Annotated in this window: 9 protein-coding genes; 6 read left to right on the forward strand and 3 right to left on the reverse strand. The window is 68.9% G+C overall.

Annotated features, from left to right (window positions below):
- The first annotated feature begins 1 nt into the window (after window position 1).
- Together gcvP and IAI53_RS06935 are read left to right on the forward strand one after the other, a co-directional pair.
- The gene (gcvP, locus tag IAI53_RS06930; RefSeq protein ID WP_187717386.1) at window positions 2–2,896 is read left to right on the forward strand and encodes an aminomethyl-transferring glycine dehydrogenase; all 2,895 of its coding nucleotides are present in this window, start codon (window positions 2–4) and stop codon (window positions 2,894–2,896) included.
- Between the two features lie 156 nt (window positions 2,897–3,052).
- Window positions 3,053–4,660 carry a glycoside hydrolase family 17 protein gene (locus IAI53_RS06935; protein ID WP_187717387.1) on the forward strand — a complete coding sequence of 536 codons (1,608 nt, stop codon included), beginning with the start codon at window positions 3,053–3,055 and terminating at the stop codon, window positions 4,658–4,660.
- Here the strand turns inward: IAI53_RS06935 and IAI53_RS06940 are convergent.
- Window positions 4,559–5,047: a hypothetical protein gene (locus IAI53_RS06940; protein ID WP_225433162.1), complete on the reverse strand. Its 489-nt coding sequence runs from the start codon at window positions 5,045–5,047 to the stop codon at window positions 4,559–4,561. The two genes, IAI53_RS06935 and IAI53_RS06940, sit on opposite strands and share 102 nt — an antisense overlap.
- A gap of 215 nt (window positions 5,048–5,262) precedes the next feature.
- On the opposite strand from IAI53_RS06940, the gene IAI53_RS06945 reads away from it, so the two are divergent.
- Window positions 5,263–7,905, forward strand: coding sequence for a glycosyltransferase family 2 protein (locus IAI53_RS06945; RefSeq protein ID WP_187717388.1), 2,643 nt, complete (start codon window positions 5,263–5,265; stop codon window positions 7,903–7,905).
- Window positions 7,906–8,034: 129 nt separating this feature from the next.
- Here IAI53_RS06945 and IAI53_RS06950 read toward each other — a convergent pair whose 3' ends face one another.
- Window positions 8,035–9,372 carry an SLC13 family permease gene (locus IAI53_RS06950; RefSeq protein WP_187717389.1) on the reverse strand — a complete coding sequence of 446 codons (1,338 nt, stop codon included), beginning with the start codon at window positions 9,370–9,372 and terminating at the stop codon, window positions 8,035–8,037.
- A 19-nt stretch (window positions 9,373–9,391) separates the two neighbouring features.
- Window positions 9,392–10,318 (reverse strand): LysR family transcriptional regulator, encoded by a 927-nt coding sequence (locus IAI53_RS06955; RefSeq protein ID WP_187717390.1) that lies wholly within the window; start codon window positions 10,316–10,318, stop codon window positions 9,392–9,394.
- A gap of 110 nt (window positions 10,319–10,428) precedes the next feature.
- Between IAI53_RS06955 and IAI53_RS06960 the strand changes: the two genes are divergently transcribed.
- The 3 genes from IAI53_RS06960 (at window position 10,429) to IAI53_RS06970 (ending at window position 15,019) form a co-directional block, all read left to right on the forward strand.
- Complete coding sequence (locus IAI53_RS06960) at window positions 10,429–11,232, forward strand: ferredoxin--NADP reductase (protein ID WP_187717391.1); 804 nt, start codon at window positions 10,429–10,431, stop codon at window positions 11,230–11,232.
- Between the two features lie 143 nt (window positions 11,233–11,375).
- The gene (locus IAI53_RS06965; RefSeq protein WP_349771897.1) at window positions 11,376–12,413 is read left to right on the forward strand and encodes a cytochrome-c peroxidase; all 1,038 of its coding nucleotides are present in this window, start codon (window positions 11,376–11,378) and stop codon (window positions 12,411–12,413) included.
- Complete coding sequence (locus tag IAI53_RS06970) at window positions 12,410–15,019, forward strand: EAL domain-containing protein (RefSeq protein WP_225433164.1); 2,610 nt, start codon at window positions 12,410–12,412, stop codon at window positions 15,017–15,019. The genes IAI53_RS06965 and IAI53_RS06970 overlap by 4 nt, the downstream gene beginning before the upstream one ends.
- Window positions 15,020–15,051: the final 32 nt, after the last annotated feature.

Here is a 15,051-nt window from a genome sequence, read left to right on the forward strand (position 1 = left end):
CATGCAGGAACTCCTCACCGCCCCGCTCGCCCGCCTCGAACAGCGCGACGCCTTCCTTGAACGCCACATCGGCCCCAGCCCGGCCGAGATCGCCACCATGCTGGCCGCGCTTGGCGCCCCCAGCCTGGACGCGCTGATCGACCAGACCGTGCCCGCGGCGATCCGTCTGGAAAAGCCGCTGCCGCTGGCCGGCAGCCGCCCGGAACACGAGGCGCTTGCCGCGCTGGCCGCCATCGCGGCGAAGAACGTGGTGAAGAAGTCCTTCATCGGCCTGGGCTACTACGGCACCCACACCCCGGCGGTGATCCTGCGCAACGTCATGGAGAACCCGGGCTGGTACACCGCCTACACGCCCTACCAGGCCGAGATCGCCCAGGGCCGCCTGGAAGCCCTGCTCAACTTCCAGCAGATGGTGATCGACCTCACCGGCCTGGAACTGGCCAACGCCTCGCTGCTGGACGAAGCCACCGCCGCCGCCGAAGCCATGGCGATGGCGCGCCGCGTGTCCAAGGCCAAGTCCAACGCCTACTTCGTCGATGAGGCCTGCTTCCCGCAGACGCTCGACGTGGTCCGCACCCGCGCGCACTACTTCGGCTTCGAGCTGATCCTGGGGCCGGCGGCCGAAGCCGCCAGCCATGACGTGTTCGGCGCACTGCTGCAATACCCGGACGTGAATGGCGAGGTGCGCGACCTCGCCGCCCCGCTCGCCGCGCTGAAGGCCAAGGGCGCGATCAGCGCGGTGGCCTGCGACCTGATGGCCCTGCTGCTGCTCAAATCGCCCGGCGAGATGGGCGCGGACATCGCGCTCGGCTCGGCCCAGCGCTTTGGCGTGCCGATGGGCTTCGGTGGCCCGCACGCCGCCTTCTTCGCCACGCGCGAGCACTACGTGCGCGCCATGCCGGGCCGCATCATCGGCGTCTCCAAGGACCGCCACGGCAAGACCGCGCTGCGCATGACGCTGCAGACCCGCGAGCAGCACATCCGCCGCGAGAAGGCCAACTCCAACATCTGCACCTCCCAGGTGCTGCTGGCCAACATGGCGGGTTTCTACGCGGTCTATCACGGCCCGCAGGGCCTGAAGACGATCGCCGCGCGCATCCACCGCCTGGCGGCGATCTTCGCCGAAGGCCTGCGCCAGGCCGGCATCAAGGTGCTCACCGGGCAGTTCTTCGACACGGTGCTGGTGCACACCGGCGCGCGTACCGCACAACTGCTGGCCGCCGCCGAGGCCGCCGGCTTCAACCTGCGCCGCGCGGCGGACGACGCGGTCGGCGTGGCGATGGACGAGACCACCACCGCGGACGACGTCGCCGCGCTGCTCGCCCTGTTCGGCGCCGGCAGCGATCTGGCCGCGCTGGATGGTGCCGTAATCGCCGCGGGCGGCGCCCTGCCGGCCGGCCTGCTGCGCGGCGACGCGGTGCTCGCCCACCCGGTGTTCAACACCCACCACACCGAGCACGAGATGCTGCGCTATCTGAAGAAGCTGCAGAACCGCGACCTCGCGCTCGACCATTCGATGATCTCGCTGGGCAGCTGCACCATGAAGCTCAACGCCACCAGCGAGATGATCCCGGTGACCTGGCCGGCATTCGCCAACCTGCACCCCTTCGCGCCGCGCGAGCAGGCCCAGGGCTACATCGAGATGATCGACGGGCTGACCGACTACCTCAAGGCGGTCACCGGCTTCGACGCCATCAGCATGCAGCCCAACTCCGGCGCGCAGGGCGAGTACGCCGGCCTGGTGGCCATCCAGCGCTACCACGCCTCGCGCGGCGAGCACCAGCGCGAGGTCTGCCTGATCCCCAAGAGCGCCCACGGCACCAACCCGGCCACCGCGCAGATGTGCGGCATGGACGTGGTGGTGGTCAATTGCGACGACAACGGCAACGTCGACCTCGACGACCTCAAGGCCAAGGCCGCGCTGCACGGCGAACGCCTGGCCGCGCTGATGATCACCTACCCGTCCACCCACGGCGTGTTCGAGGAGAACATCCGCGAGATCTGCGCCGCGGTGCACGCCCACGGCGGGCAGGTATACATGGACGGCGCCAACCTCAACGCCCAGGTCGGCCTCACCTCGCCGGCAACCATCGGTGCGGACGTCTCGCACATGAACCTGCACAAGACCTTCTGCATCCCCCACGGCGGCGGCGGCCCGGGCATGGGCCCGATCGGCCTCAAGGCGCACCTCGCGCCCTTCATGGCCGACCACGTGGTCGCACCCACCGGCGCGCCGGATCGCGCCAACAAGGGCCAGGGCGCGGTGTCCGCCGCACCGTTCGGCTCGGCCAGCATCCTGCCGATCTCGTGGATGTACATCGCCATGATGGGCGGCGAAGGCCTCAAGCGCGCCACCGAAGTCGCCATCCTCAACGCCAACTACGTGGCGACGAAGCTCGCGCCGCACTACCCGGTGCTGTACACCGGCAGCAAGGGCCGGGTGGCGCACGAGTGCATCCTCGACATCCGCCCGCTCAAGGCCACCACCGGGGTGAGCGAGGTGGACATCGCCAAGCGCCTGATGGACTACGGCTTCCACGCCCCGACCATGTCCTTCCCGGTACCCGGCACCATCATGGTGGAGCCGACCGAATCCGAAGACCTCGCAGAGCTGGACCGCTTCATCGCCGCGATGGTCGCGATCCGCGAAGAAATCGCCCGCATCGAGCGCGGCGAGCTGCCGGCCGAGGACAACCCGCTGAAGAACGCCCCGCACACCCAGTTCGAGGTGTCGGCGGCGGAGTGGAACCACGCCTACAGCCGCGAGGAAGCCGCCTTCCCGCTGCCCTGGGTGGCAGAGAACAAGTTCTGGCCCAGCGTGGGACGCATCGACGACGTGTATGGCGACCGGAATCTGTTCTGCGCCTGCGTGCCGATGTCGGAGTACGCCGACTGAAGCAGGCCCACAGGCATCGCGGGCTATCTGATACGGGCCGACCCGCACACGGTCGGCCCGTGTTGCGTAAACCGCGCGCTGCTCGCGGCACCGCAGACAGCGCCTGAGCTAGAATCCGCGCGCGAATCTCTCCCTCCTGACGCGGGCTCCTTTCCGATGCGCCGATTGTTCGACACCCCGCCCGCGCGCTGGCGCGCGCTGCTCGCCCTCAACTTCGCCGCACTTGCCGGCCTGCTCGCCCTGATCGTGTGGCAGAGTCGCCCGGTGGCCATGCACGACCTGCATCTGGCCGAGGGCGAGAAGCTGCAGTGCGTGTCCTACGCGCCCTTCCATCTGCCCGGCCAGACGCCCTTCGACCCGGACATCCACATTCCGCGCGAGCAGATCGCCGCCGACCTCGCCGCGCTGGCGAAGATCACCGAATGCGTGCGCCTGTATTCGGTAGACCAGGGTCTGGCCGCGGTTCCTGCGGTCGCCCGCGAACTGGGCCTGAAGGTGCTGCTGGGCGCCTGGATCGGCCATGACAAGGCCAGGAACGCGGTCGAACTCGACAACGCAATCCGCCTCGCCAACGAACACCCCGACGTGGTGAGCATGCTGATCGTGGGCAACGAGGTGCTGCTGCGCCGTGAGCGCACGCCCGACGAGATGCGCGAACTGATCGCCTATGCCCAGGCGCGCACCGAAGTGCCGGTGACCTACGCCGACGTCTGGGAGTTCTGGCTGCAGAACCGCGAGCTGGCCGCCGGGGTGGACCGGGTCACGGTACACATCCTGCCCTTCTGGGAAGACGAGCCGGTACACATCGAGCATGCGGTGGAGCACGTCGGCCGCGTGCTGGAGGAAGTCAGCGCGGTGTTCGACAAGCCGGTGATGATCGGCGAGACCGGCTGGCCGAGCGCCGGCCGCCAGCGCGAGGAGTCCCTGCCCTCGCGGGTGAACCAGGCGCGCTACGTGCGCGAGTTCGTGCATCGCGCGCACGAGGAAGGCTGGCACTACAACCTGATCGAGGCCATCGACCAGCCCTGGAAGCGCGCGCTGGAGGGCACGGTGGGCGGCCACTGGGGCATGCTCGACGCCGAACTCGGCGCCAAGTTTCCGCTCGCCGGCCCGGTGGCCGAACGTGAAGACCTGCGCGCACCGCTCGCCGGCATGCTGGCCGGCGCCCTGCTCTGCCTGTGGCTGGCGCGCGGCATGCGTGCCGGCGCGCTGCACCGTGCCGCGGCAATCAGCGGCGGCGCGGTAGGCGGACTGGTCAGCTCGCTCCACCTGGAGCACGCCCTGCTCGCCTACCGCAGTCCGCTGGAATGGGGCGTGCTGGGCGTGGTGGCGCTCGCGGGTGCGCTGCTTCCGCTTACCCTTGCGCGCTGGCGGGCCGACACCCGGGTGCCGGCGGCCGCCCGCGCGTGGCGCGACATCCGCTCGGCAGCGGGCAGGGGGGATGCCGGTCCGTTGCTTGGCCTGCTGCGCGGCGTGCTGCTGTTCGCCGCAGCGGTGGCCGCCCTGCTGCTGGCGGTCGATCCGCGCTATCGCGACTTTCCGCTGGCGCTCTACCTGCTGCCGGCGCTGTATGTCGGCTTGTTCGCCTGGACCGGCGCAGACAACGGCAACGAGGAACGCCTCTGCGCTGCGGTGATCGTGCTGGCCTGCATCGCGCGCTGGTCAAGCGAGCCGGCCAACCCCCAGGCCATCGCCTGGCTTGCTACCGGACTCGCGCTCGGTCTGCCCGCGCTCGTCGTCCGCGCTGCGCCCCAGCGCCAGTAGGCTCAACATCGCCCCCACTGCGGCCGGGTCGAAGCTGTACAGCACCAGTCCGGCCATGCCGCACAACCAACCGATCCAGGCTGCCGCGCGTCGTCCTGTAACAAAACCCAAGGCACCGAAACCCAACGCCACCCAGCCCAGGCGCTGGTCCACGAAGGCTTGCACCAGCACCCATTTCAACCCGCACAAGCCGCCCAGGCCTTCGGCCACACTACCGCCGCAGTCACGCGGCAACAGGCCCGCCTCCAGCATTCCGTAACGCAAACCCAGGGACGCGCCCGGCACCGCAAGGCTCGCCACAACGAATGCTGCGCCACCGCATTTCTGCAAAATGTTTCGTCTCACCCTGCTTTTTTCCTTACGAATCAGACCTGCATCGAACGGCATACTTCCTGTTGCAAAACCAGCCGCAAAATCACTCCCAAACCCTTGAATTCAGGCGTAGACTCCGCTCCGCCGATACTGGACCTCAGCCCGCGCGCATTCTTGCACAAAGTCTCCACGCAAGGATGTTGCAGCGCGAAACGTCCCAGGCCGGCACGACGCCCACAAGGCATTGCGTACCGCAACCGGTACAACCCTGGTGACAGACAGAGGACTAGATGAAACAGACCGCATCGCTGATCTACCGACTGGTGGTCGCGTCTGCGATTGCTGCCCTGGTGGCCTATGCGCAGTACGGCCTGTGGCAGCATTTCAACCGCGGCGCCGAGCTCATCGGTACCGCGCAGAGCATCAAGGGTTTTGCCTACACCGGCTTCCAGCGCGACCAGAGCCCGCTGACCGCCACCTACCCCACCACCGAGCAGGTCGGCGCCGACATGGACCTGCTGGCCACCTCGGCCGACGCCATCCGCACCTATAGCGTGCGCGACATTCCCGCGCAGCTCACCGAAGCCGGCAAACGCGACCTGCTGGTCACCGCCGGCGCCTGGATCTCGCCGGACGAGGCGGAGAACAAGGCCGAGGTCGACGCCCTGATCGACGCCGCGCGCAAGATGCGCCACATCGAGCGCGTCATCGTCGGCAACGAAGTCCTGCTGCGCGGCGACCTGGAACTCGACCAGCTGATCGTCCACCTCGACCGCACCCGCAAGGCGCTTAAGAAGCCGGTTTCCACCGCCGAACCCTGGCACGTGTGGCTGAAGAACCCCGAGCTGGTCCGCCATGTGGACTACATCGCGGTGCACCTGCTGCCCTATCACGAAGGCATCCCGGTCGAATCCGCGCTCGACTACGCGCTGATGCGCTACGACGAACTGGCGCGCACCTTCCCCAACAAGCGCATCGTGGTCGGCGAAATCGGCTGGCCCAGCCGCGGCCCGACGCTGAAGAGCTTCGATGGCGCCACCGAGGCGGTGGCCTCGGCCGAGAACCAGGCGCGCTTCATCCGCGAACTGCTTGCCCACCCGCGCACCCCGCGCCTGGACTACTACCTGATGGAAGCCATCGACCAGCCCTGGAAGGTCGAGGTGGAAGGCTGGGCGGGCGCCTACTGGGGCCTGTACAACGCCGACCGCCAGCAGAAGTACGCACTCGAAGGCGTGGTGGTGCGCGACCCGCACTGGCAGAAGAAGGCCAGCACCGCCGCCGCGCTGGCGCTGCTGCCGATGCTGCTGATGGCCTTCTTCCTCGCCGACTGGAACGTCTTCGGCCGCGTCTTCCTCGCCGGCCTGATCCAGGCCTGCGTGTCGACGCTGATCATCGGCATCAACGTGCCGGTGGACTACTACCTCAACCAGCGCGACCTGGTCGGGCTCACCTTGCTGATCGCCGCCACCGTGCTCACCGCCGCGGTGCTGCTGTCGCACGGCTTCGAGTTCGGCGAGGTGCTGTTCAAGCGCCGCTGGCAGCGCCGCTTCATGCCGCTGCCGCCGCACGCGCCGGAGAACCAGCCCTTCGTCTCCATCCACCTGGCCTGCCACAACGAGCCGCCCGAGATGGTGATCGCCACCATCGACAGCCTGGCCAAGCTCAACTACGCCAACTTCGAAGTCCTGATCCTGGACAACAACACCAAGGACGAGGCCAAGTGGAAGCCGCTGGAAGTGCGCTGCGCCGAGCTCGGCCCGCGCTTCCGCTTCTTCCACCTGATGGACTGGCCAGGTTTCAAGGCCGGCGCGCTGAACTACGGCCTGCAGGTCACCGATCCGCGTGCCGAGGTGGTCGGCGTGGTCGATGCCGACTATGTGGTCGACCCGGACTGGCTTGCCGGCCTGATCCCGCACTTCGACAAGCCGGACGTCGCCGTGGTGCAGGCCCCGCAGGCCCACCGCGACTGGGAGACCCAGCCTTTCCGCCGCATGTGCAACTGGGAGTTCGACGGCTTCTTCCGCATCGGCATGCACCACCGCAACGAGCGCAACGCGCTGATCCAGCACGGCACCATGACCCTGGTGCGCCGCCTGGCGCTCGAAGAAGTCGGCGGCTGGTCCGAGTGGTGCATCTGCGAAGACACCGAACTCGGCCTGCGCCTGATCGAGAAGGGCTACGACACCCGCTACGTGGACCACATCTACGGCCGCGGCCTCACGCCCTCGGACTTCGCCGCGATCAAGAGCCAGCGCTTCCGCTGGGCCTTCGGCGCGATGCAGATCCTCAAGCACCACGTGCCGCAGATGGTCGGACGCAGCCGGCTCAACCTCGCACAGCGCTACCACTTCCTGACCGGCTGGTTTGCCTGGCTGGGCGATGCGCTGCAGCTGGTGTTCGCCTTTGCCAGCCTGGCGTGGACCCTGGGCATCCTGCTGTTCCCCAAGGCCTTCGGCCTGCCGGTCACCGCGCTGGCGCTGCCGGTGCTGGCCTTCATGATCTTCAAGGCGGCGCTGGGCCCCATCCTCTACCGGCGCACCATGGCGTGCCCGTGGCGCGACATCCTGGGTGCCTCCATCCTCTCGGTAGGTTTGGCGCACGCGATCGCCCGCGGCGTGTTCGCCGGCCTGTGGAAGAAGCACGGCACCTTCGTGGTCACCCCCAAGGGCTGGAAGGCCAAGGGTGCGCTGGCCTTCTTCGGCCCGATCCGCGAGGAACTCGGCCTGCTCGGCGCCCTGCTGCTGGGCATCGCCGCCATGCTGTCGATGCACGGTCTGGACCAGATCGAGACCCGTCTGTGGGTAGGCATCCTGGCATTGCAGTGCATTCCCTACGTCGCCTCGATCGCCTGCCAGGTGGCGGCCTACATGCCGGAGCGCAGCGCCCCGCAGGCCAAGACGGAAGCCAAGGGCGCCCCCGCGCTGCAGGGCTGAGCGACCGCCGGCAGGCGGTGTGTAGGAGCGGCCTTGGCCGCGATGGGGCCATCGAGGAAACCACCGCCGCATCGCGGCCAAGGCCGCTCCTACAGGTCCGGTGACGTAACCCGGAGGCAGGCCAGGCGGTCAATCCAGCCACAGGGCCAGCGCCGCAGCCGCCACCAGCACCGGGAAGGCGGCCGCAGTCAGCCCCAGGCCGCCCTTGATCATCGCGCGTTGCGGCACCCTGCCGCTGCCGAAGATGATCGCGTTGGGAGGTGTGGCCACCGGCAGCAGGAAGGCGCAGGAGGTGGCCACCGCCACCAGCACTGCCAGCGGCACGGCGTCGATCTGCGGGGCCATGCCGACGAACAGCGGGATCAGCAGCGCCGCGCTGGCGGTGTTGCTGGTGAACTCGGTCAGCGCCATCGCGAACAGCACCATCAGTGCCAGGCTCACCAATACCGGAAGCGCGGCCATCGGCTCGCCCAGTTGCAGCGCCAGCCATTCGCCCGCCCCGCTGTCGCCCAGCGCGCGGCTCAGCGTGAGGCCGCCGCCGAACAGCAGCAGCACGCCCCAGTCGGCGCTGCGCTCGATGTCCTTCCAGCTCGCCAGGTGCAGGGTATGCAGCAGCACCAGCGCCAGCAGCGCCACCGCCGCATCGTAGCCGCGGGTGAGCCCGATCGCCTTGCCGAGCGGCGCGCCGAACACCCACAGCAGCACGGTGAGCAGAAACACCAGCCCCATCGCCAGATGGGCTCCGTTCCAGCTCACCGCCACATCCGGCGGGCAGACCTCGACGTCCAGCGTCGGGCGCAGGGTGTAGCGCAGCGCCAGTTCCATCAGCGGCATCAGCACCAGTACCAACGGCAAGCCCCAGAGCATCCACTGCGCGAAGCTCAGACCGACATTGGACGCTGCAATCGCGTTCGGCGGGCTGCCCACCAGGGTGCCGATGCCGCCGATGTTGGCGGAGAAGGCCACGCCTAGCAGCACGTAGGCCCAGGTGCGGCGGTTGCGCTCGAAATCCAGCGGCGACAGCAGGCCGAGCGCCAAGGGCAGCATCATCGCCGCGGTGGCGGTGTTGCTGATCCACATCGACAGCCCGGCGGTGAGCCAGAACAGCCAGCGCGCCGCGCGGTCCAGGCGATCGCCGGCGCGGCGGATCACCCAGGCCGCCACCCACTGGTCCAGCCCCTGGCGCTGCAGGCCGGCGGCCAGCGCGAAGCCGCCGAGGAACAGGAAAATGATCGGATCGGCAAACTGGCGCACCGCCTCGTCGAAGCTGAAGATACCCAGCGCGGTGGCGAGCAGGGGCACCAGCAGCGCGGTGACGCTGACATGCAGGGCCTCGCTGATCCACAGCCAGGCGATGGTGGCCAGCAGCGCGAGTCCGGCGCCGGGCGCGCCGAGTTGCCCGCCGAGCCAGCGCTCCAGGCCGATGAACAGGGCGGCGGCAACCGCCAGATTGATGATGCGCAACACGCTCGTGTTTCCCCTCTTGCTATTTGACCGGCGGCAAGGCGATCTCGTGGCTGCGCCGCGCGCCCGCGGTCATCCGCCGGCAGGCCGCAAGAAATGCGCGGATCGCCGCGGTGTGGTACTTGCCGCGATGCCAGGCGAACTGGAAGCGGCGGCTCAGGTCCAGGCCGGGCACTTCCAGCGGCACCAGACTGCCGCGCCGGAAGGCGTCGCGCAGCGCCAGGCGGGAGATGCAGCCAATGCCCAGGCCGTTCTCCACCGCGCGCTTGACCGCCTCGGTATGCTCGAGCTCCAGCCGGACCCGCAGCCCCTCCGGCCGGTGCCGTAGCGCCCGCTCCAGGGTTTCGCGCGTGCCGGAACCCCGTTCGCGCAGGATCCACCATTCCGGTGTCAGTTCGTCGAGGCTCACCGTCTTGTGCCCGGCCAGCGGATGGGTCGGTGCGCAGAACGGCACCAGCTCGTCCTCCACCCAGGGCTCGACCTCCACCTCGGGATCGTCGGCACGGCCCTCGATCAACCCGAGGTCGATCTCGTAACGCGCCACCTGGGCGAGGATGGTGGTGGTGTTGTGCACGGTGAGCGCCACCTGCCCGGTCGGATGCTGCTGCAGGTAGTCGGCCATGATCAGCGGCGCCAGGTAGTTGCCTATGGTGAGCGTGGCGCCCACCTTCAGGCTCCCCGGGGTGTCATCCTCGCGCAGGCGCGCTTCGAGCTCCTGCGCGCGGTCGAGCAGTTCCACCGCCTGCGGCAGCAGCAGCCGGCCATGCTCGTTCAGCCGCAGGCGCTTGCCCACGCGGTCGAACAGCGGACGGTCGAACTGATGCTCCAGGTCCGCGAGCGCCGCACTGGTGGCCGACTGCGACAGCGACAGCGCCTCGGCCGCGCGCGAGACGTTCTCGCCACGGGCGATGGCGACGAAGACCTCGATCTGGCGCAGCGTGAATCGCATATCGATTTGGCAAATATGGGATAGATGGATTATCCATCAAACAGATATGCAAGGCGACCTAGAATGGTCCCCACAACAAGCCCCCCGGCCCCGCCAGACAGAGAACCGCCATGAGCAACGTCGCCCCCCAACGCATCGTCAGCAACCTAGCCACCGAGCAAGTAATCAGCGTGCATCACTGGAACGACACCCTGTTCAGCTTCCGCACCACCCGCAACCCGGGCCTGCGTTTCATCAACGGCCAGTTCGTCATGATCGGCCTGGAAACCGACGGCCGGCCGCTGACCCGCGCCTACAGCATCGCCAGCCCGAACTACGAGGAACACCTCGAGTTCTTCAGCATCAAGGTGCCCGACGGCCCGCTCACCTCGCGCCTGCAGCACCTGCGCCCGGGCGACCCCATCGTGGTCAGCAGAAAGCCCACCGGCACCCTGGTGCTCGACGACGTCCGCCCCGGCCGCAACCTCTACCTGCTGTCCACCGGCACCGGCCTGGCCCCCTTCATGAGCGTGATCCAGGACCCCGAGACCTACGAACGCTTCGAGCGCGTGATCCTCACCCACGGGGTGCGCCACGTATCGGAACTGGCCTACGCCGACTTCATCACCCGCGAGCTGCCCGAGAACGAGTTCTTCGGCGACGTGGTGCGCGAGAAGCTGCTCTATTTTCCGACCGTGACCCGCGAACCCTTCCGCAACCAGGGCCGCATCACCGACCTGCTGGACAGCGGCCGCCTGACCGAGACGCTGGGCCTGCCCCCGCTCGACCCCGAGCACGACCGCGCGATGATCTGCGGCAGCCCGGCCATGCTGCGCGACTGCCGCGCCCTGCTCGACCGCCGCGGCTTCGCGGTTTCGCGGCGCATCGGCGAGCGCGGCGATTACACCATAGAGCACGCCTTCGTCGAGCGCTGAACCCGCCTGTTACTGGCGCCGTTGCCCATTCCGGGCAACGCCGCCGGTCTTCCAAGGGCTCTGCAGGCCACCAACACGGCCTCGTGAGCAATTTCCTTGATGCGCCTCAAAATTTGCGCTTTGTCGGGCGATATCATTCGGCGGTGACTCCACGCACCATCCATCTCGCCATTCCCGCCCTGCTGTCCGCGTTTGCCGCGGCCCTGGTTTTCATGACCTGGCGCGATGCCCCGCCCGCCCCCCAGGTCGCGCCACCCAGCATCCCCATGTCGGAGGCCGTCCGCCGGCTCGAACCGATCACCCCGCTGCCGCAGGGTGCCGACCAGCTCGACGCCGGCCGCGCCGCACTGGGCGAACGGCTCTTCCACGACCCCATCCTGTCGCACGACCGCAGCATCTCCTGTGCAAGCTGCCATCCGCTCGATCGCGGGGGCATGGACGGGCTTGCGCGCTCGCGCGGCGTGGGCGACGCGCTCGGCCAGGTCAACGCCCCCACCATCTTCAACGCCCGCTTCAACTTCGCCCAGTTCTGGGACGGCCGCGCCGCGACGCTGGAAGCACAGGTGGCGGGACCGATCCACAACCCGGTCGAGATGGCCTCCGACTGGAAGGAAGTCGTCGCCCGCCTGTCGGCCGACGACACCTACCGCGAGGCCTTTGCGCGCGAGTACCCCGAGCAGGGCATCACGCCGGACACCATCGCACGCGCCATCAGCGCGTTCGAGCGCACCCTGACCACCCCGGATTCGCGCCTCGACCGCTACCTGCGCGGCGAAACGCAGGCCTTGTCGGATGACGAAAAGGAAGGCTACGCGCGCTTCAAGGCGCTGGGCTGCGCAAGCTGCCACCAGGGCGTGAACATCGGCGGCAACCTGTACCAGCGCTTCGGCGTCCTCGGCGACTACTTCGCGGATCGCGGCGAGCAGACCACGGCCGACCTGGGCCGCTTCAACGTCACCGGCGAGGAGGCGGACCGCCACGTATTCAAGGTGCCCAGCCTGCGCAACGTGGCGCTGACCGCGCCCTACTTCCACGACGCCGGGGCCGACACGCTGGAGGACGCGGTCGACATCATGGCGCGCTACCAGCTCGGCCGCAGCCTCTCGGACGAGGACAGACGCCTGCTGGTGGCCTTCCTGCACACGCTCACCGGCAACTTCCGCGGCAAGGCGCTGGAATGATGCGCCCTCCCCCCGAGCGCTTCATCCTCGGCGTCGCGCGCGCCCGCTTCCTGTGGACCCTGGCGGGCATCGCCCTGGCGGCCAGCGTGCTCAGCTGGCTGTTCCTGCAGGCGGACGCCATCGACGCACGCGCCCACCAGCTCTACAGCCGCGAACTGCGCCTGCTGCGCCAGGCCGACGCCGAACTGAACGCCGCCCTGCTCGCCAGCCGGGTGGGGCTGCAGCTCGACTTCGACTCCATCGTCACCGCCGCCGCCACGCTGGAATCCATCACTGCCAGCCTCGAGGACGTCCCTGCCTTCCTGCCCGGCGGCGACCGTCGTCACCTGCTCGAGGAGATCGCCAGTTTCCGCGCCGCACTGGCGCACAAGATGCGCCGCATCGATCTCTTCAAGCGCGAGAATGCAGTGCTGCGCAACTCGCTCGCCTACCTGCCGCAGGCCACCGACATGGTGATCGACGACCCGCAGGCCACGGTCATGGAGACCCGGCCGGTCGGCATCTTCGTGCGTGGCGTGATGACCCACGCCCATAGCGGCGATCCGGTACTGGCCGGCGAGCTCGCCGCGCGCCTCGCCGCGCTGGAGACCCGGGCCGCCGCACTGCAGGGCCCGGCGCGGCAGCGGCTGGACAGCGTGCTGCTGCACGGCCGGGTGGTGCTGGAACGCAAGCCGGTGATCGACGCCCTGACCCGCGAGATCCTCGCCATCCCCACCGCCTCGCTCGGCGAGTACCTCAACCTCGCCTACGCGCTCGGCTACGAGCGCGCCTCCAGCCACGCGCACAACTACCGCGCGGTGCTCTACGTGCTTGCCCTGGTGCTGGCCGGCTGGCTGGCCCTCACCATGCTGCGGGTGGGACGCACCTCGCGCGAACTGGCGCAGGCCAACCGCGACCTTGAGGAGCGTGTCGATGCCCTGCACCGCGCGCGCGACGACCTCAACCTGTATGCCACCGTGTTCACCAATGCCGCCGAAGGCATGACGATCACCGACGAGCGCTCGCGCATCATCGCGGTCAATCCGGCTTTCAGCCAGATCACCGGCTACACGCTGGAGGACATCGCCGGCAGCACGCCGGCGGTACTCGGTTCCGGCCGCCAGAGCGCCAGCTTCTACCGCGAGATGTGGGCGACGCTGGAGCGCGAAGGCCAGTGGCAGGGCGAGATCTGGAACCGCCGCAAGGACGGCGAGGTGTACCCGGAATGGCTGTCGATCACCGCGGTACGCAACGCGGCCGGCGAATCCAGCCACTACATCGGCATCTTCTCGGACATCACCGACCGCAAGGCCGCCGAAGCGCGCATCCACCATCTTGCGCACCACGACGCGCTCACCAACCTGCCCAACCGCACGCTGCTGCAGGACCGCCTCGAGCAGGCCATCCTGCAGTCGCGGCGCAACCGCCGCCATGCGGCGGTGCTGTTCATCGACCTCGACCGCTTCAAGCTGATCAACGACACCCTCGGCCACGACGTCGGCGACGGCTTGCTCGCCCAGGTGGCGCAGCGCTGCCTGGCCTGCGTGCGCGACACCGACACGGTCGCGCGCCAGGGCGGCGACGAGTTCGTCATCGTGCTGCCGGAGCTGGAACAGGCGCAGGACGCCGCGATGGTGGCGCGCAAGCTGGTCAGCGAGCTGGGCAAGCCCTACCTGCTGGGGGTTCATGAGCTGACCGTCACCGCCAGCGTCGGCATCGCCATCTACCCCGACGACGGGCGCAATGCCTCGATGCTGCTGCGCAATGCGGATGCCGCGATGTACGGCGCCAAGAGCGACGGCCGCAACGCCTACCAGTTCTATTCCAGCGAGCTGAACACCGCCTCGCTGGGCGAGTTGCTGCTGGAGAACCAGCTGCGCGGCGCGCTGGACCGCGGCGAGCTGCTGCTCTACTACCAGCCCAAGGTCAGCGCCGCCAGCGGCAGGATCGACGGCGCCGAAGCCCTGCTGCGCTGGCACCACCCGGAACTCGGCATGCTCGCACCCGGCCGCTTCGTGCCGGCCGCGGAGGAAGCCGGGCTGATCGTGCCGATCGGCGAATGGGTGCTGCGCACCGCCTGCCGCCAGCTGCGCGCCTGGCTGGACGCCGGCATCGAGCCGGTGAGCGTCGCCGTCAACCTCTCCGCCCAGCAGTTCGCCCACCAGGACCTCGTCGGCCTGGTGGAGAGTGTGCTGGCCGAGACCGGCCTGCCCGCCGGGCTGCTGGAACTGGAGCTCACCGAGACCATGCTGATGCGCGACGTCGACCGCGCCACCGAGGTGCTGAGCCGGCTGCGCGCGCTGGGCGTCAGGCTGTCGATCGACGACTTCGGCACCGGCTACTCCTCGCTGGCCTATCTGAAGCGCTTCGAGGTGGACGTGCTGAAGATCGACCGCAGCTTCGTGCATGACATCCGCAGCGACGGCGCGGACGGCAAGATCGCCGCGGCGGTCATCGCGCTGGCCCACAGCCTGGGCCAGCAGGTGGTGGCCGAAGGCGTCGAGACCGAATACCAGCGCGACTACCTCGCCCGCCACCGCTGCGACGTGTTCCAGGGCTACCTCTTCGGCCGGCCGATGCCGGGCGAGGATCTCTTCGCCCGCCTGGAGGCGGAGCAGCCCGCCTGAAGGCCGGGCCGCATTCGCGGCCGGCATGGCGG

The sequence above is a fragment of the Thauera sedimentorum genome (assembly GCF_014489115.1).
GTDB lineage: Bacteria > Pseudomonadota > Gammaproteobacteria > Burkholderiales > Rhodocyclaceae > Pseudothauera > Pseudothauera sedimentorum.